This window comes from Pandoraea sp. NPDC087047, from assembly GCF_044745225.1.
Lineage (GTDB): Bacteria > Pseudomonadota > Gammaproteobacteria > Burkholderiales > Burkholderiaceae > Pandoraea.
Window position 1 is genome coordinate 1 of record NZ_JBIUZU010000007.1, and the last position, 17,854, is coordinate 17,854.

14 protein-coding genes and 1 pseudogene are annotated in these 17,854 nt (G+C 64.2%); 2 read left to right on the forward strand and 13 right to left on the reverse strand.

The window, feature by feature from the left end; translation table 11 throughout:
- Nucleotides 1–822: 822 nt before the first annotated feature.
- The 12 genes and pseudogenes from aac(6') to ACIPHM_RS14435 all read right to left on the reverse strand — a co-directional run bounded on the left by aac(6') (nucleotide 823) and on the right by ACIPHM_RS14435 (nucleotide 14,992).
- Entirely contained in the window at nucleotides 823–1,299 is a 477-nt protein-coding gene (gene aac(6') / locus ACIPHM_RS14380; protein WP_400329117.1) for an aminoglycoside 6'-N-acetyltransferase, read from the reverse strand.
- Between the two features lie 187 nt (nucleotides 1,300–1,486).
- Nucleotides 1,487–2,086, reverse strand: coding sequence for a peroxidase-related enzyme (locus ACIPHM_RS14385; RefSeq protein ID WP_400329120.1), 600 nt, complete (start codon nucleotides 2,084–2,086; stop codon nucleotides 1,487–1,489).
- Nucleotides 2,083–4,058: pseudogene (locus ACIPHM_RS14390) on the reverse strand (acyl-CoA thioester hydrolase/BAAT C-terminal domain-containing protein). Before ACIPHM_RS14390 ends, ACIPHM_RS14385 begins: the two are co-directional and overlap by 4 nt.
- 15 nt (nucleotides 4,059–4,073) lie before the next feature.
- The gene (locus tag ACIPHM_RS14395; RefSeq protein WP_400329123.1) at nucleotides 4,074–5,651 is read right to left on the reverse strand and encodes an ABC transporter substrate-binding protein; all 1,578 of its coding nucleotides are present in this window, start codon (nucleotides 5,649–5,651) and stop codon (nucleotides 4,074–4,076) included.
- An 82-nt stretch (nucleotides 5,652–5,733) separates the two neighbouring features.
- Nucleotides 5,734–6,804: an ABC transporter ATP-binding protein gene (locus ACIPHM_RS14400; RefSeq protein WP_400329126.1), complete on the reverse strand. Its 1,071-nt coding sequence runs from the start codon at nucleotides 6,802–6,804 to the stop codon at nucleotides 5,734–5,736.
- Nucleotides 6,801–7,814, reverse strand: coding sequence for an ABC transporter ATP-binding protein (locus ACIPHM_RS14405; protein WP_400329129.1), 1,014 nt, complete (start codon nucleotides 7,812–7,814; stop codon nucleotides 6,801–6,803). The genes ACIPHM_RS14400 and ACIPHM_RS14405 overlap by 4 nt, the downstream gene beginning before the upstream one ends.
- Nucleotides 7,811–8,749: an ABC transporter permease gene (locus ACIPHM_RS14410; RefSeq protein WP_400329132.1), complete on the reverse strand. Its 939-nt coding sequence runs from the start codon at nucleotides 8,747–8,749 to the stop codon at nucleotides 7,811–7,813. The genes ACIPHM_RS14405 and ACIPHM_RS14410 overlap by 4 nt, the downstream gene beginning before the upstream one ends.
- The gene (locus ACIPHM_RS14415) at nucleotides 8,749–9,723 is read right to left on the reverse strand and encodes an ABC transporter permease (protein WP_400329135.1); all 975 of its coding nucleotides are present in this window, start codon (nucleotides 9,721–9,723) and stop codon (nucleotides 8,749–8,751) included. Before ACIPHM_RS14415 ends, ACIPHM_RS14410 begins: the two co-directional genes overlap by 1 nt.
- The gene (locus ACIPHM_RS14420; protein ID WP_400329138.1) at nucleotides 9,720–11,204 is read right to left on the reverse strand and encodes an NAD(P)-binding domain-containing protein; all 1,485 of its coding nucleotides are present in this window, start codon (nucleotides 11,202–11,204) and stop codon (nucleotides 9,720–9,722) included. The genes ACIPHM_RS14415 and ACIPHM_RS14420 overlap by 4 nt, the downstream gene beginning before the upstream one ends.
- Nucleotides 11,201–12,181, reverse strand: a complete 981-nt coding sequence (locus tag ACIPHM_RS14425; RefSeq protein ID WP_400329140.1) for a LysR substrate-binding domain-containing protein — start codon at nucleotides 12,179–12,181, stop codon at nucleotides 11,201–11,203. Before ACIPHM_RS14425 ends, ACIPHM_RS14420 begins: the two co-directional genes overlap by 4 nt.
- 453 nt (nucleotides 12,182–12,634) lie before the next feature.
- Complete coding sequence (locus ACIPHM_RS14430; protein ID WP_400329143.1) at nucleotides 12,635–14,413, reverse strand: exonuclease domain-containing protein; 1,779 nt, start codon at nucleotides 14,411–14,413, stop codon at nucleotides 12,635–12,637.
- A gap of 60 nt (nucleotides 14,414–14,473) precedes the next feature.
- A complete protein-coding gene (locus ACIPHM_RS14435) occupies nucleotides 14,474–14,992 on the reverse strand; it encodes a hypothetical protein (RefSeq protein WP_400329146.1) in 519 nt (172 codons plus the stop codon).
- Between the two features lie 168 nt (nucleotides 14,993–15,160).
- Here ACIPHM_RS14435 and ACIPHM_RS14440 point away from each other — a divergent pair, with 168 nt between their 5' ends.
- The gene (locus ACIPHM_RS14440; RefSeq protein WP_400329149.1) at nucleotides 15,161–15,880 is read left to right on the forward strand and encodes a glutathione S-transferase C-terminal domain-containing protein; all 720 of its coding nucleotides are present in this window, start codon (nucleotides 15,161–15,163) and stop codon (nucleotides 15,878–15,880) included.
- Between the two features lie 103 nt (nucleotides 15,881–15,983).
- Here the strand turns inward: ACIPHM_RS14440 and ACIPHM_RS14445 are convergent, their stop codons facing one another.
- On the reverse strand, nucleotides 15,984–17,162 hold the full coding sequence (locus ACIPHM_RS14445; RefSeq protein WP_400329152.1) for a diguanylate cyclase: 1,179 nt from the start codon (nucleotides 17,160–17,162) through the stop codon (nucleotides 15,984–15,986).
- A 134-nt stretch (nucleotides 17,163–17,296) separates the two neighbouring features.
- On the opposite strand from ACIPHM_RS14445, the gene ACIPHM_RS14450 reads away from it, so the two are divergent.
- Nucleotides 17,297–17,851, forward strand: a complete 555-nt coding sequence (locus ACIPHM_RS14450; protein WP_400329155.1) for a DUF4019 domain-containing protein — start codon at nucleotides 17,297–17,299, stop codon at nucleotides 17,849–17,851.
- Nucleotides 17,852–17,854 lie beyond the last annotated feature (3 nt).

Sequence of the window (17,854 nt, forward strand, 5' to 3'; positions counted from 1 at the left end):
CCCCTTCCCATCCCGAACAGGACCGTGAAACGACTCCACGCCGATGATAGTGCGGATACCCGTGTGAAAGTAGGTAATCGTCAGGCTCCCCTAAAGACCCCTTGCTACATAGCGTAGCAAGGGGTTTTTGCTTTTTGCAGTGAGAATTTATGATGCCGCAACTCGCCTCGGTGGGTGCAGCGGCTGGCGGGGAATCAGCACCCACTCCGGCAATAGCATCACGGCCTGGCACTAGTATCAGCACCCGCACCCGCACCCGCACCCGCACCCGCACCCGCACCCGCACCCGCACCCGCACCCGCACCCGCAACAGCAACAGCAACAGTACGACACCGGCATTAGCATCGGTACCAGCATCGCGGCACCGGCATCAGCACGAAGCATCGGCACTAGCCGTGCAGCATAGGTGTCACTGGCCGGTGCTTTCCAGTCGTGCTTAGGGACTCGGTCCCGCTTAGCAAGTCTTCGGTTCTACTGCATCGTCGTCGGTTCGCCTGCACACGAGTTATTCATGCGAAGTGACACACCGCAGGGTGGCAAGAATGTCTGGCAGTGTATTTCGAGCGCAGGAATTACGCCTATGACTATCTCTTGCCGGTCGAACGCGCACTGGAAACGTCGCCACCATCTTGGGAGGGGCGGCACAAACTTGTGCCCGCCACTCCCGCGACCAGCCTCCCCCTAATCCAATTTGACTGCGATTGCACTCGATTCAGAGTGGTTGGCTGCTTTTATGGCGCGTCGTTTGGGTTAATTAAGCGCCGTCTCGGTAGCACCGTATGAGGACGAGTCCTTCTTGCATCGCCGGTTCGATTCGTTGGGTCACGTCGACTCAACCTTCGCCGTGCGCTTTCGGAAGAAGACGACGCGTTCGGTTTCTTCGAAGCCAAGTGCTCGGTGTAACGCCTGCACGTCAATGTTGTGCACATCGGTATCGGAGGCGAATTCGTCGCATGCGTGTGAGGTTCCCCATTGCTCCACGGATTTGAACAACGCCTTCGCAATACCTTGACGACGTGCGTCAGGTGCCACGTAAATGCCTTCGAGGAACAACACCGGGGACGTGTCGCAGCCGTTCACGTAGTCATGGCGTATGGATGCCTCGGCAAAGCCCACAGCCATCTTTGTCTCGGAAAATGCCATGAATGCCGCGTAACGGTCAGGCATCGAGAGTATTTCCGCAATCTCGCGCTCATGCTCATCTATGGAGGCTTGCGGCCAAAGGCTGTGTCTGAGCCGGCGCCAGAAAACGATATCTTCAGCCGCAATTGGCTGGATGGAGAACAAGGCGGAGGTCATGATGGAAGGCTGATTGGCTGATGTCAGTGCGAAGCGATCACAAGGACTCCAGCGTACACCGCTCGCGCAACAAAAAAGCGCTGCCCGGACGGACAACGCTTTTTCTTTGGCACTACATTGGCACGTTCAACACACGTGCCGACGCATTCCTGCGGCTCGACTTCAGGTCAATGACCATCACAGACCATCAGACCACAGGCCCAGTCTCCGGAAACACCGGCTCGCCGAGATTGAGCATCAGACGGTTTGCCCACGCGAAGATAGCAATGGAGTGAATCAGGTCCAGGATCTCCGCATCCGTCAGGCCAACGTCGCGCAGCACCTGCAACTGCTCAGGACGCACATCCCCCGGCTTTTCCGTCAGCGCGATCGAGAATTGCGAAATCGCTTTTTCTCGATCCGTCGTGCCAGCCGTGCGCGGTTCGTCGAAGACTTCGCGAATCACATCGTTGCGCTTTGCCAACTGCTCAAAACGCTGTGCATGCACCGACGCGCAATACACACACCCGTTGATACGCGAGACGACCGTCGTCGACAACTCGCGTTCAGCGCGCGGCATACCGCCCGGTGCGTACATGATCGCGTTGAAGGCTGCCGAACGTTGACGAAGGATCTCGGGCTGATGGACGAGGAAGAGGTAGTAATCCGACGTCTTGGCCTTCGGATGACTTTCCTCCAGCACGGCGACCTGTTCCGGCGTGGCCTTGTCGAGTTCAACGACATCGAGCCATGCGTCCCAGTCGAGCGACTCGTTGGTAAATCCATGTGACCGAATGATCTCGCTCATGCTGTCGTCTCCTGCGGCGTCAGTTGTTTGAGGGCTTGCAGACCGGCAACCAGACGCGTCTGATACGACAGGAAAGCAATCAGTTGCGCGAGGGCGACGACGGCGGGTGTCGTGAGTCCGGCCGCCGGCAGTTTATGCAACGCTTCCTTGTCCCCCGCGACGGGGTTCTCGATGAGCGTCCGCGTGAACGTCAGGATCGCGCGCAAACGCGTATCTGCCACGTCATCCGGCTCACCGGACTCAACGGCTTTCAACTGCGCGGCATCGACCTCATACTTGCCCAGCTCAGCGCGATAGTGCGCGGCGAGCGACGGCGAGGGCGTCAGACGGCTCGCATACAGTGCGACGAGCAAGCGCTCGACAAGCGAGATGCCCTCCAGCGCCGGATCGAACAGTCCTTCGTAGCTACCTTGCGTCGCCACAGCGACTTTGTCGCGCGCGTGACGCAACGTGTGCGTAGCCGATCCGGGCGTCAGACCGGCGACGCGGTCGACGAGATCGCCAGCGATGTCGTATTGAGTATTGACGGTCATGATTGTCCTTGTGATTGAGCGCGCTCGGCCACAGCCTGCGCGAGGAATGCCTGCACAGCGGCCCACGAACGCTCGTCCGCGAACGCGTTGGCCTCCGGCGCTCCGCCGCCGGTGCTGATCTTTCCTGACACGGGATGTGCGTACACGAGCTGCGTCGTCGGCACGTAGGGGAACACGATGGCGTGTCCCGCACGGTCGAAATCGAGATGCTCGACTGCATGCGGATGCGAGTGGGCCGCGAGTCGCTCCGTCACCATCCGCGAATAACGGCTCGACGGCCATGAACCGTCATCCTCCGCGGAGAGCAACATCACCGGCCCGCGAATTTTCTCGACGGGAATACGTGCGCGCTCCACGGCGTCGGCATCGTCCAGCGCGGTCAACATCGCTTTGGCGTGCCGATGCGGCGGCGGCCCTTCATCGAACGGTGCCCACGATGCCGTCCGGTTGTTCTCCCAGATATGCGGCAACGGTTTGCCATCGAGCAACCATGTCGGACCTTCCCGGCCGATTGCTGGATCACACGCATTCTGCGCACTGTGAATCAGCGCGCTCGGCACGTATCCGATGACTGCCGAAACCGCCTCCGGGAACGTGGCGCTGAGCAGCAGCACCAACTCGCCACCCCGAGATTGCCCCGAGAGCGCCACGAAGTCATGCGCCGGGCGCACCGTGCGACGCAGCCAGTCCATGCCCTTCGCAAAGTATTCAAGCGGTGTATTCGAGATGTAATCGGGCAGCCCGTGCCCCTTGAAGTACCCGAGGGCGAAGGCTGCGTAACCGTGCGACGCGTACAGCGCGGCACGCGGTTCATTGATGCCGCCGCCTGAACCGTTGAGGATCATGACGGCGGGATGCGGGCCGTCGCCCGGCGGCAGATACAGCGTGCCGATGAGTCCGTCTTCACGCACGTCGCGTCGGGTGACGCCCTCGGCGGCCAACCGTTGGACAAACGAGACCGTCGAAGTCGACGAGGCCGACGATGATGCCGAACCCGAACCCGAACCCGAACCCGAACCCGAACCCGAACCCGAACCCGAACCCGAACCCGCTACCATCCCCTCCGATTCACCTGCACCCGCTTGCGCAACGATCGTCGTCACCAGCGGCGCGATGACGGGCTGTGGGAACACATCGCGGCTCTTGCCATCTTCAGGCACTTGCGACCAGACGAGCCCCATTGCGGACACGCCCCGATAGTTGCCGCTGACGGGGGCGTCGCGCGACACGTCGACCGTGCCGTCGGCGTCCGCCACAAACGTAGCTTGCGAATGCCAGACGACGCCTCCCGCCCGCGGGGTGCGGGCGGTCAGCGTCACGTGGGCGCCGGGCGCTGCGCCGTGCACTGCGATGTGGCGCGGCACGTCGATCAGCGCGTCGGCGGGCGTTGCCGTCAGCATCAGGGACGACGCGAGCGATGAAGTGAGCGAGGACGTCATAACGCGGCGGCCGGCTTACTTCGCTACCTTGGTCACTTGCATCGCAACGGTGCGATCGCTCGTGAACGGCGTGACCTTCAGGCCCTTACGTGCGGCCCAGATGTTCTGGTAGTGATACAGCGGAATCGTGCCGACGTCGTCCGTCTCGACCTTCACCGACTGACGCAGGATCGCTTCACGCTTGCCTTCGTCGAACTCCGCGGTCGATGCGTCGAGCGCCTTGTCGATGGCCGGGTTGCTGTAGTGACCCCAGTTCGAAGCGCCGAGTCCCTTCTTCGCATCGACCGTCGCGAGCACGTTGACGAGCGCGTAGCTTGCTTCGCCCGTGCCGTTACCCCAGGCGAGCATCGTCATGGCGTAGTCGTTCTTGTTCGCGCGGCTCGAATAGACGGCCCAGGGCACCACTTCCACTTGCGTCTTCACGCCGATACGCGTCCAGAACTGCGCCACGGCCTGCGCCGTTTCCGGACCTTGCGGATAGCGATCGTTCGGCACGTGCATCGTCAGCTTGAAGCCTTCCGGGAAACCGGCGTCGGCCAGCAGCTTCTTGGCCTGGGCGGCGTCGAACGGAATGTCCTTCACGTCGGGGTTGTAACCGAACGTGTCCTTCGGCATCCACTGGTTGGCCACACTGGCCGTGCCCTGCATGATGCGCGAGACGATGGCTTCACGGTTGATGGCGAGCGACAGCGCGCGACGCACACGCACGTCGAGCAGCGGGTTCTTCGCGAGCGGCTTGCCCGCGTTATCGGTGATGTACTGGTTCGTGCCTTCGCGGAAGCTCGGCTGGAGCAGCATCACGCGCAGACCCGGGTACGGATACACCGTCACGTTCGGCGCCTTCTTCAAACGCGGAATGTCCGACGCCGAGACCTTGTCGATCACGTCCACGTCACCGGCCAGCAGTGCCGCCGTACGGGCCGCACCATTGTTGATGTAGCGATAGTCGACCTTCTCCCACTCCGACTTGCCGCCCCAGTAGTTGTCGTTACGCACCATCTCCACGCGCTCGCCCGGCGTGTAGGAGACGTACTTGAACGGGCCGGTGCCGATCATGGCGCGTCCCGAGTTGTAATCGTCGGTGTTCGACTTCTCGCCGACGTGCTTGCTCACGATGTGCACCGAAGCGAGGTTCAGCGGCAGATCCGGATTCGGGATCTTGGTCTTGACGACGAGCGTGAGCGGGTCCGGCGCGCTCATCGTATCGATGGTGCGCAGGTAGCCCGCGAAGGTCGCCACGCTGCCCGGCACGTTACGTGCACGCTGATACGAATAGATGACGTCGGCCGCGGTGAACGGCTGGCCGTCGTGCCACTTCACGTTCGGGCGCAGCTTGAATTCCCAGGTCTTCGCGTCGAGCGCTTTCCACGACACGGCGAGGCCCGGCTGGAGCTTGTTCCACTTGTTCTCGACGAGCAGATCCCAGAAGTGCAGATCGACGGAGCGGTCGCCCGCGTGGTTGTTCAGTTGCGGGTCCAGCGACGACAGCGGGTCGGCAAAGGCGATGCGCAGCGTCTGGTTGGTTTGCGCGGAGGCCGCGGCGCTCGTCACGAGCAAGGCAGCCGCCAGAGAGGACAACAAGAAGCGTTTCATTATCAATCGATCCTGGTCGTGGGTGATTCGGAAGAAGAGGCCGAATCCGCCGCACCATCGGGCGGCGTCATCGGCGGACATATCAGTTGTCGTTCAGGTGACAGGCACTCACGTGATTGATCGCCACACCGCGCAGCGTCGGCACCTCCGTGCGGCAACGCGACATGGCGTGCGGACATCGCGGATGAAAGTGACAGCCGCTTGGCGGCGCAATCGGGCTCGGAATTTCACCGCGAATCGCAGAGAACGTCTTGTGACGCACGTCGATGCGCGGAATCTCGGCCAGCAGCGCCTGTGTGTACGGATGGTTCGGGCGACGGAACACTTCCTCGACCGGCGCGCTCTCGACGATGCGTCCGAGATACATGATTACCACGCGATCCGAGAGGTGTTCGACCACGCCGAGGTCATGGCTGATGAACACGTACGTCAGTCGCAGCTGCTCGCGCAGGTCCATGAACAGATTCAGAATTTGCGCCTGAATCGATACGTCGAGTGCGGCCACCGCCTCGTCGCACACCAGCAGGTCGGGATTCACTGCGAGTGCACGGGCAATGCCGATACGCTGACGCTGACCGCCGCTGAACTGGTGCGGATAACGATGACGCAACGCGGGATCGAGCCCCGCCCGTTGCAATTGCGCGCTCACGTAATCGTCGAAGCCGGCACGATCGGTGAGTCCATGTACGAGCGCGCCTTCGCCGACGATGCGGTCGATGCGCAGCCGCGGATTCAGACTCGCGTACGGATCCTGAAAGATCATCTGGATCTTCAGACGTGCGTCGCGCTGCTCGTCCGACGACAGCGATGCGGCAGGACGTCCGTGAATCTGAACCTCGCCCGTCGAGGGCTTGAGCAAGCCCGCGAGCATTCGGCCCAGCGTGGACTTGCCGCAGCCCGACTCGCCCACGAGACCGACCACCTCGCCCGGTTTGACGATCAGATCGACGTGATCGACGGCACGCACCACGGCGGGCGGGTGTGCCAGTCCGGCACGCGCCAGCAGACGTCCCGCCGGGCCGACGTGGCGCTCGCCGAAGCGCTTGCTCACGCCGCGCAGCGACACGATGGGCACGGGCAGCGTCGCGCTCGGACTGTTCGATTTGCCGTAGCTGGCGCTGGCCGGCTGACTTTGCGGCAGCGGCGTGTTCATACCATCTCCTTTTGCAGCGCGGCGCCCGGGTGGAAGCAGCGCACGAGTCGGCCCGGCGACGTTTGCGTCATCTCGGGACGCTCGCCGCACACGGCCGTTGCATAGGCGCAGCGCGAGGCGAATGCGCAGCCGGCGGGCATATTCAGCAGATTCGGCGTCATGCCGGGAATCTGGCGCAGACGCTGGCCGCGTTTGTTCAGGCTGGGCAGGCTACCAATGAGACCTGCGGTGTACGGGTGTTGCGGTGCGTCGAGTACGGCGTCGACGGTACCCTGTTCGACGATGCGGCCCGCGTACATCACGGCAAGCGTGTCGGCCAGTCCGGCCACTACGGACAGATCGTGGGTAATCCAGATGAGCGCGGTGCCGTTCTGGCGCGCGAGCTTCTGCACTTCCGAGAGGATCTGCGCCTGAATCGTGACGTCGAGTGCGGTGGTCGGTTCGTCCGCAATGATCAGGTCGGGACGATGCAGCATGGCGATCGCAATCGCCATGCGTTGACGCATGCCGCCCGAGAGCTGATGCGGATAGGCGCGCAGACGCTCGTCGGGACTCGGAATCCCCATCATGCCGAGCGTGTCGCGCGCGAGCTCACGCGCCTGCGACTTCGACACCTTCTGGTGCGCCCGCACGGCTTCGATCATCTGCACATCGACGCGCAACACCGGGTTGAGCGTCATCATCGGATCTTGAAAGATCATCGCGATGCGATTGCCTTGCAGGTGACGCAACTCGGCGGGCGACATCTTCGTGAGGTCGCGCCCCTGGAACAGCACTTCGCCGCTGGCGATGCGGCCGGGCGCATCGACCAGTCCCATGATCGAGAAACCGGTCACCGATTTGCCCGAACCGGACTCGCCGACCAGTCCCATGATGTGGCCCGGCGGCAGCGAGAACGATACGTCGTCCACGGCAGGCAACGTGCCCGCGCGCGTGACGAATTGCGTGCGCAGATTGCGCACTTCCAGCGTGAGCGGCGTGGACGAGGAAGAAGACGGAACGCCGCTCATTTCTGCAACCTTGGATTGAACACGTCGCGCAGGCGGTCGCCCACGAGATTGATGGCGACGACCGTGACGAGCAGCGCCAGCCCCGGATACACACTGATCCAGTATTCGCCGGAGAGCATCGTCTGATACCCGTTGGCGATGAGCAGGCCGAGCGAGGGCTCCGTCACCGGCACGCCAAGGCCGAGGAACGACAGCGTGGCTTCGAGCGTGATCGCGCGGGCCACCTGCAACGAGCCCACGACGATGAGCGGCGGCAGGCAGTTCGGCAGGATGTGGCCCAGCACGATGCGCCAGTTCGGAAGCGCCTGGCAGCGCGCGGCCTCAACGTACTCGCGACGCGATTCGACCAGCGCCTGCCCGCGCGCCGTTCGCGCGAAGTACGCCCATTCGAGCACCACGAGCGTGAGCACCACATTGCCGATGCCCTTGCCCACGTAGGCGAGGATCATCAGCGCCACCAGAATCGACGGGAACGAGAGCAGGAGATCGACGAGACGCATGATGAGGGCGTCGACGCGTCCGCCTGCGTAGGCGGCGACCAGGCCGAGAATCGTGCCGAGAATGCCTGCGATGAGTGCCGAGCCGACACCCACGCCGAGGCTGATGCGCAGCCCGTAGATGATCCCGGAGAGCAGGTCGCGCCCCTGGCCGTCGGTGCCGAGCCAGTACGTGTACGTACCGGCGCCGTTGGCAGTGGCGGGTGGCAGACGCGCATCCATCACGTCGAGCTGACTCAGGTCATACGGATTTTGCGGCGAGATCCACGGCGCGGCGATGGCGGCGACGATCAACACCGCCAGCACGACGAGGCCCAGCACGGCACTCTTCGAGCGCAGGAATTCACGCAGCCCTTGCTGCCAAGGCGATTCACGGTGCATCGGCACGGGCTCGGGCGCGAGCGCAGGGGTGCCGTTGGGAGACGGATTGAGCGACATCAGGCAGCGGCCTCCACGCGCACACGCGGATCGAGCCACTTATAGAGCACGTCCACGATCAGGTTGAGCGACACGAACAGGCACACCACGACGATGAGATACGCCACGATCACGGGGCGGTCGAGCGAGTTGATGCTGTCGAGAATGAGCTTGCCCGCGCCGGGCCAGGCAAACACACTCTCCGTGACGACGGCGAAGGCGATGGTCGAGCCGAACTCGAGCCCCAACACCGTCACCAGCGGAATCAGCGTATTGCGCAGCACGTGCACGAGCACGACACGCAGCGGCGAAAGCCCCTTGGCGCGCGCGAACTTCACGAAGTCCTGCGGTAGCACTTCGGACACCCCGGCGCGCGTCAGACGCAGCACCAGCGAAATCTTGAACAGCGCCAGATTGAGGGCGGGCAGAATCAGGTGGCGCAGACCGTCGATCGTCAGGAACGACCACTCCATACCGAACACGCTTACCGTCTCGCCGCGTCCGCTCGCGGGCAGCACGCCCAGATGCACCGAGAAGAACATGATGAGCATCAGGCCGACCCAGAACGTCGGCAGCGAGAAGCCGACGATGCTCCCCGTCATCAACAGTTTCGAGATCGGGTTGCGCGGATAGAGCCCGGCGAACAAACCCAGCGGAATGCCGATGAATACGGCCAGGATGAGCGCGGCAAAGGCCAGTTCCAGCGTGGCGGGTAGGCGTTGCAGAATCAGCTGGATGGCCGGCACGTTGTACACGAAGCTGTTGCCCAGTTCGCCATGCAGCGCGCCGCCGAGGAACGAGAGGTATTGACGCCACAGCGGCTGATCGAGGCCGAGCTGCGCGATGATGCGGGCGCGCTCGACCTGATCGACGTCCTGACCGATGAGGATGTCGACCGGGTTGCCGATCGCATGTAGGCCGACGAACACGATCAGTGTCATCAGCCACACCACTAACACCGCTTGCAGCATGCGGCGCAGAATCCATGCCGTCATGATGCGATGCGCTCCTTGCTCTCGCTGCCCAATGCGGGCGGCGGCGGGGCGGGCGTCCACTCGTCGCCATACACTTCCGGCTCGGCGTACGCCTCCATGTTGGCGTAGTGATGCGCGACGTCCTCGCGATAGAACGTGCCCGCGAGCCCTTGCGCCAGACGCTTCGCCCCTTCGCTCACCGCCGGGATATCGCCGGACACGGCGCCGTGCGACAGCGTGGCCGGCGAGCAGAAGCAATGAATGCGCTCGAGGCCGGGGCACATGCCCGGCGTCGTTTCCTGAAACTCGAACAACGGGCCGAGATCCGGCGAGTCCGACAGTTCGATATCTTCTTCGCCTGCGACGGGCGTGTAACGATCGCTCCACTTGCGCACGGACTTCGAGAACGCGGCAAATTCGGGGCGGCCCTGAATGTCGATGCGAAAGCCCGTTGCGAAGACGAGGAAGTCGAGCACGAAGGTGCCGCGGGCGGTGCGCACGTGCAGGGCGTCGCCCACTGGCGTGACGTCGAGAATCGGTGCGCCGAGGTTGAAGCGCGCATTGTCGTGACGCGAGACGCGCAGGGTGCTGCCCCGCGGCGGCGGCACTTGTTGCACGTTGACGTAGTGACGGATGCGCCACTTCCATTCGTCGGGCAGGTTGAGGTGGCCGTGCGTGAGGCCCGGATTGCCTGCACCCTTGCCCTTGTTGATGCGCGGAATGTCGGCGCGGCGAATCAGCAGGTCGACGCTGGCCGCCCCCGCTTCGAGCGCGGTGGCGGCGCTGTCCATCGCAGACGCGCCTGCACCGATCACGCCCACCCGCTTGCCGCGCAGCGTCGCGTAATCCATCACATCAGACGAATGCGCCCAGAAGCGGCGCGGCAACTCGCGCGCAAACGCGGGTACGGTCGGGCCGCCGAGGCCGTCGCGACCGGTGGCCAGCACCACGTGGCGAGCGTAGACGGTGCGCTCGCCTTCGGGCGAGGTCGCCGACAACTCGACCAGACCGTCTTTACCAAGCGGGGTGACGGCGGTGATGCGGTGGTCGTTACGCACGTCGATGGCGAGCACGTCGCGATACCAGCGCAGATAGTCCATCCATTGCAGACGCGGGATCTTGTCGAGGGCGTCCCAGGCGTCGGTGCCGAACTGCGCTTCGAACCATGCACGGAAGGTGAGCGCGGGCAGACCGAGCGCCGGGCCGGTGAGTTGCTTGGGCGAGCGCAAGGTTTCCATGCGCGCCGTGGTGGCCCACGGGCCTTCGAAACCGCGCGGCGACTGATCGAAGATCACGGCGCCCACGCCGAGATGCGTGAGCGACGCCGCTGCTGCCAGTCCGGCCATGCCGCCGCCGATGATGGCGACGTCGAGCACGGGCTGGCCGTTATGCGTGCGCTCGGGCACCCAGCGTCTGGCGGGCAGTTCGAGCCAGGCAAGATCCTGACGCAGACGTGCTTCGAGTGCGGGCAGGCCGGTGGCGGATGTCGGGGACTGGGTCATGACGACAGAGCTTCCTTGGGAGCAGGCAAGTCGCCGTAGAGCGACTGCAAAACTTGAGCGTGTTCGGTGGCGGCGCGCTGCACGAAGCCGGGCAGCAGGTCGCGCGCGGCCTGGGCCAGCGCGTCGACGAAGGCGAGCACGGCGGGCGACGGCGCGCGGGCGTCGCGCGTGATGACGCCAAAGAAAAACGGGATATCGGCGTCGATGGGACGCACGGCAACATCGGCGAGCGGCAGGCCGTAGGCCGTCACCGGTTCGAGCACCGCCACGCCGAGTCCGGCGCGCACGGCGGTCATCGCATTGATCGACGCATTCGTCTCGATCAGTCCGGCGGGCGCCACGCCTGCCTGCGAGAACGCCTGATCGAGGCGACGGCGCAGACGGTACGGGTTCTGCATGGTGATGATGCGACGCCCTGCGCAGGCGGCGAGCGGCAGTCGCGCGTGACTGGCGAGCGGATCGTCGCTGCGCACGGCGGCAACGCACGCCGCTTCACCGATCCAGTGAACGACGATGCCGCGATGCTCCAGCGGCAAGCTGGTCACGCCGATGTCGGCCGCGCCCGTGAGCACGGCGTGCACGACCTGTTCGGGCGACGTGCTGCGCATCTGGATCTGATGGGTGTCGCGGGCGAGTCCCGGTAGCGCCAGGGCTGCGGGCACCAGACCGGCGGCCAGTGCCGAGGTCGCGGCGACATGCAGGGGGCGGCTCTGCCCGCGCGCGATCTCGTCGGCACGGGCGCGGATCTGCTGCAAACCGGCGAGCACGTGCTCGACGTCTTCGAACAGCAGAAAGCCTTGTTCCGTGGGCGTGACGCGCGGACCGCTGCGGGTAAACAGGGCGTAGCCGATCTCGGCTTCGAGCTCCTGAATCATGCGCGTGATCGCTGGCTGCGAGCGCCCGAGCAGACGCCCGGCAGCGGTGATGCTGCCGGTCGACATGACCGCCGCGAAGGCTTCGAGTTGGCGTAATTCCATCTGGCTCGGTGGGGAGACGGAGGTCTGGCGCGTACCCCTACGCGCTCAAACCGCCGGTCATCGACGACGCCATGGCCGTCGATGTCGCAATACCTGTTGTATTCGGATTGCGTATTCTTCGACCTTTAGCATGCGTCTTGCAAATACTTAATATTTATATGCTCATGACGCGAAGTGGATAGGCGGGTTTTGCCTAGGTGACGCAAGGGAGAAATAAATTGTGGGCGTGCGAGGGCGTCTCGCGGGGTGAGACGCGGTGAGACGCAGTGAGATTCGGTGAGACGCTGACGGCGCGCAAGCGGGCGGGAGCGAGGCGGAAGTCGGGCGGGGATTGGGGGCGGAGCGCGTCTGACAGCGGTCCGCGTCAATGCGGCGCGGGGGTGGCAGGGCGGTGGGGCGGGCGCCTGGCAAAACGAGCGATGCGGTGCGCTGAGCTCGGCTCACTCAGCGAATTCAGTGTGCGTCGAACGGCAACTGACCCTGCGCCGGATCTTCGGGGCGTGGTGGTCGACGACGCAATAACGCGACGCTACGCGGCTTTTTTTCCGTGGCGCCGGGCGGCTCGACGTGGCTCAGACGAAACGCCGGACGGGTGAGTTGCAGAACGGTTAGCGGTGCTGGCGAGCGACGCACGGGTAATGTGGCGACCTCGTCTGCGACCGGTGTGCCGTCGGTGCCGGGGGCATCGATCTCGCCGCGCGCGGTGTCGTCCGGCGGTTGGGCGGGTTCCGCCTGTCCCCCTTGTTCCACCTGTTCCATCTGCCGTGACGCCGCAAGGCGACGGTTCAGCAAACGATAGACGTCGGGGTCGAAACCCGTCGCGGCGGGCATGCTGTCGACGAGCGAGTCCAGCGCGTCGCGCGACGCTACGTGGGTCAGGCTGCCCAGATACTGCCAGCGGTCGATGATGTGATACTCGACCTCGCCCGTATGTCTGCCCTGTTCTTCAATCGCGATAGGCCCGTCGTACGGCCAGGTATCGAGTTGCAGTGTCGCGAGCGCTTCGCGTGTGCGCTCGGTATGCGGGGCGAGCGGGACGTCGCCCACACAAACACCGTCGCACCGCTTCACCTGATAGCCGAAGCACGGACGCCCCTTCGCCACCTTTTCCAGCCCGAGTTGCGCACAGCACAGCCGATGCTCGTCGGCCAATGCCCGCAACGCGCTTTCCGCCCCCGTGCGCGACGTGAAGGTGCCGTACAGCGACTCGGCGCTGGCAAAGTCCACCGTCTTCGCGTTGACGAGGCGAGGCGTATCGCTGTCGTGCGTCAGTTGCCAGCTATAGAGATGGGAGGCCCGGCGCAGCATGCGGTTATGCACGGGCTGCAATTGTTTGACCAGTTGCGATTCGAGCAGCAATGCGCCCAATTCGCCGACCGTGCGGCGCGCTTCGACCCGCCGGATTTCCTGCGAGATGCGCAGATCCTTGGCGACTTGATGATCGCTGGAGAAGTGCGAACGCACGCGTGCCCGGATGTCGACACTCTTGCCGACATACAGCAATGTGTCGCCTTCGCCGTAGAAGAGATATACGCCGGGGCTGTCCGGCAGCGCGTCGATGGCGTCGTCCGGAAGCTGGGGCGGCTGGCTGGCGCGCTTCGTGACACGTTGCACCGCCTGCCCGATCAAATCGGGCGTATAGAGCGTGTGGAGTTTCTGCCAGAACTGCCAGAGCAGATCGGCATCGGCGAGCGCCCGGTGGCGGCCCAGCGGCGCCAGACCGAAGCGAGCGATCAGGGCGTCCAGCCCATGTCGCGCGGCCGAGGGGAACAGCAGCCGCGACAGGCGCACCGTGCACAGCACGTCTGCCTGAAAGGCGATGCCCGCGCGGCGGAATTCGTTCTTGAGAAACCCGTAGTCGAAGCGGGCGTTGTGGGCGACGAACAGCTTGCCGTGCAGACGCTCGGCGAGTCCCTGCGCCAGCGTTTCGAACGACGGCTGGCCGCGCACCATCTCGTTGGTAATACCCGTCAACTGCTGGATAAACGGTGGAATCGGCTCGGCCGGATCGAGCAGCGTGCTCCACTGCTCCACGCCATGCGGGCCGACTTCGACTACGCCGATTTCCGTGATGCGATCGTTGAGCGCATTGCCACCGGTCGTCTCCAGATCGACGAAGACCATCGGCGCGGGCAGGGCGCGCGCGAGCGCGTCCGGATCGATCGCCTCGGGGAGGATGTGCGGCGTATGCGGGGTGCTGGAATCGTCGTTTTCGACCACGGTATCGAACACTTCGTGAATCTCGTTGCGGCGGCGCTTTGCGCGGTATTTTGCCGGTGTGTCGACCGGCGCTCAGGCCGGGCACGCTGCGCCGCCGACCCGCGAGGCAGACGACAGGACCGACGGTCCGGCGGTGAACGGCGCTGCGACGTCCGCAGACAGGTCGTCACCGGCGAATGCCGCGACGATGGCGCGGAACACCGCGGGGGCGGGGGCGTCGGGCCAATCAAGATCGACCGCAGCGTCGAGCGACGGCAACTCTCCACTGTGGCGCAACGCTTCGTCGCCGGGCAGACGCAACAGGCGTGCGAGCACCCAGGGCTCATGCCGTGCCTGGAGGCCGATATCGGCTTCCGCTTCGTCGGCGATGGCCACGAGTGTGCGCCAGTCCAGCATCGATGCCGGCGCAGCTTCGCCCGGTTCAGCCCCTTGATTGGCTTGATGCGCTTGATCAGGTTCAGCAGGTTCAGCCGCTTCGCCAGCGGCAGCCGGACGATGCAGTGCGAAACGCGCGGCGATCTCGCGCACGATGCCCGAGAGGTCGCGTTCGGCGGCGCTCAGCGCCAGTTGATCCCAGTCGATGGTTTCCATGAGACGTTCCTCGATTGGGTGACATGATACTGTATAAAATCACAGTGCGCGAGTGACGTACCCGTCGTGTCGTACGCGCTGCGATGTGCACGGCTTTTCTATCGGGTCGCCCCGAGCGGTGCCGCATGTAATACTCTGCGCCATCCTTCCCTCGCAGGAGCGCATCGTATGTTGACCCTGTATACCTTTGGCCCGGCGTTCGGACTACCCGACGCCAGCCCGTTCGTGATCAAGGCGGAGATGTTGCTCAAGCTGGCCGGGCTGCCGTACCGGACCGATCGCAGCGGCTTTCGTCGTGCGCCCAAGGGCAAACTTCCGTACATCGACGACGACGGCCAGATCGTGGCGGACTCGACGCTGATCCGCTTGCACATCGAGCGCAAATACGGTTTCGATTTCGACGCCGGTCTCACCCCCGAGCAGCGAGGCGCGGCGTGGATGTTCGAGAAAGCGCTGGAGGATCACTTCTATTGGTACGTGGTGCAGGCGCGCTGGTGCGACGAAGAGAACTTCGCCAAGGGACCGGCATCGTTCTTCAAGTCGATTCCGTGGCCGGTGCGTGCGCTGGCGGAGGCATTCATTCGTCGCAAGATTCGCGGCACGCTGCACGGGCAGGGCACCGGTCGCTATAAACCGGAGGAGCAGGTGCAGTTGCTCGGGCGCGGCGCGCAGGCGGCCGCCCAGTTGCTCGGCGACAAACCGTATTTCTTCGGGGATCGACCGTGCGGCGCGGATGCCACGGCCTTCGCTTTCATCGCTGGCGCAGCGACGCCGGATTTCCGCATGCCGTTGCGCGACGAAATCGAGAATCATCCGAACCTGACGGCGTACGTGGCGCGTATGCTTCGCGAGTTCTTTCCCGGCGCGGGCGACGGCGCGCGCGTCTGAGTGACCGAAGGCAGGACGGCTGGGCGTGATGGTGAGTCAGCGCTGACTCAGTTATCTCACAGCGTGACTTCACTGAGTTAGGCCATTGCGTTGACCCACCCCGTCAGCCTGCCTCGGGCGCCGTCTCGTCGCTGGAGAGAACGTCGGAGAGCACGAGATTGCGTCCCGAGATCTTCGCGGCGTACAGCGCCCGGTCGGCGCGCATGCACAACGATTCGAGGCTTTCGTGTTCGAGCCACGTCGCCACGCCGCCGCTGAGCGTGTAGTGACAAACCCCGAACGTCCCGGCCACCAAATGACGGCTCGCCTGCGTGCGCAGACGCTCCGCAATGCGGATTGCCCCCGGCGTGTCGGTGCCCGGCAGCAGCACCGCAAATTCCTCGCCCCCGAGCCGGCCGAAGACGTCGCCTTCGCGCAGGCTGTCGCGCACGAGCTTCACAAATTCACGCAGCACCGTATCGCCACCGGCATGACCGTGCGTATCGTTGATGAGCTTGAAGTGATCGAGATCGATGACGATGATCGACAGCGGCCAGCCGCGTGCCACGGCGCGCACCATCTCCTGGCGTGCCAGCAAGTCGAAATGTTTGCGCGAGATCGCACCGGTCAGATAGTCGCGATTGGCGGCTTCTTCGGCGGTCGCGAGCATGGCGTCGTGAATCATCAGAACGCAGCCCATCGTCATGGCCGGCATGACGATCGTGCCGATGGTCAGCATCACCGTGTTGAACAGGGTCGGCGCGAACAGCGCGGGACCGGGCGCAGGCGCCAGGCCGAAAACGATTCCGCGGACTGCGTGACCGGTGGCAAACGCCAGTGCCAGGCCTGCCGTCAGCCAATAGTTATAGGGATGGCGTCGCGGCGGAATGTGCCGCAGGATCAGCAACGCAATCGCCGTCAGAAATATCGCGTGATACGCCGAGACGATGACGACGCGCAATTGCGGGTTGTCGATGCCGTAGTGCCAGAACAGGATCGCGGCCGCGAGTACACCCAACGATGCCCCCAGCGCGTGCCAGTGAGGCGAGCGGCCGAGAAAGCGCGCGCACCCGGCGTAGTACAGCAGCAGGCCGCCCGCGAGCGTGAGGTTGGCGAACGGGATCGACAGGAAGTCGGGGACGATGCCGCGCAATGCAAACAGCGGCAGGGCGATGAGCACGGCGACATTGGCGAAACACCATTCGCGAACGCCAGCCACACGTGAGCGTAGAAGAGAGCCCACGATCAGCAACATCATGAAGCTGAGCAGTGAGGTGATCGCGAGGAGGGACGTCGTCAACATAGCGATGACCAACGGGGGGAAGCCGACATGTGTTGAGCATTGTAATGTACGCCGCGACGCGCGTTACATTCCGCATCACTCCGCACCAGTAGAATGGCCGGGTTCGTCTTTTTCGCTTTCAGGAGCTTGTGTCAATGTCGACGACCCGACCCGATCCGTCACGTCCGTCATCACGTCATTTCACCCCGTTTCGTGGGCTCGCGCTCGCACTGGGGGCCGTTGCCGGACTGAGCACCTTGCCGGTGCACGCGCAGCAGGAACCGATGTTGCGCCGCTCGGCACAACCACCGCTATTCGCCGCACCGGCCAGCCATGCCACGGCCCCGGCGGCGGATATCAATCGCGATGTGCGTCCGGCGCTCGAAGCCGCCAACCTGTGGCTAGGTCTCGCGGATATCAACCGGGCCCAGCAAAGCTGGGAGCAGGCCGCGCCCGTGTTTCAGCGCGCAATACCCGCCGAAGACTGGGCGCAAAACCTCCAGGCCGCGCGCTCGCCGCTGGGCAAGGTGAAGTCGCGCAAGACCAAAGATGCGGTCTTTACCCGCAATATTCCCGGACAGCCGGAAGGGGAGTACGTGGTGATTCAGTACGACACGGCGTTCGAGAACAAGGCCGATGCGCATGAAATGTTGACGATGGTCCTGGGTCTCGACGGCCGCTGGCGAGTGGCCGGCTATCTGGTGCGTTAAGAC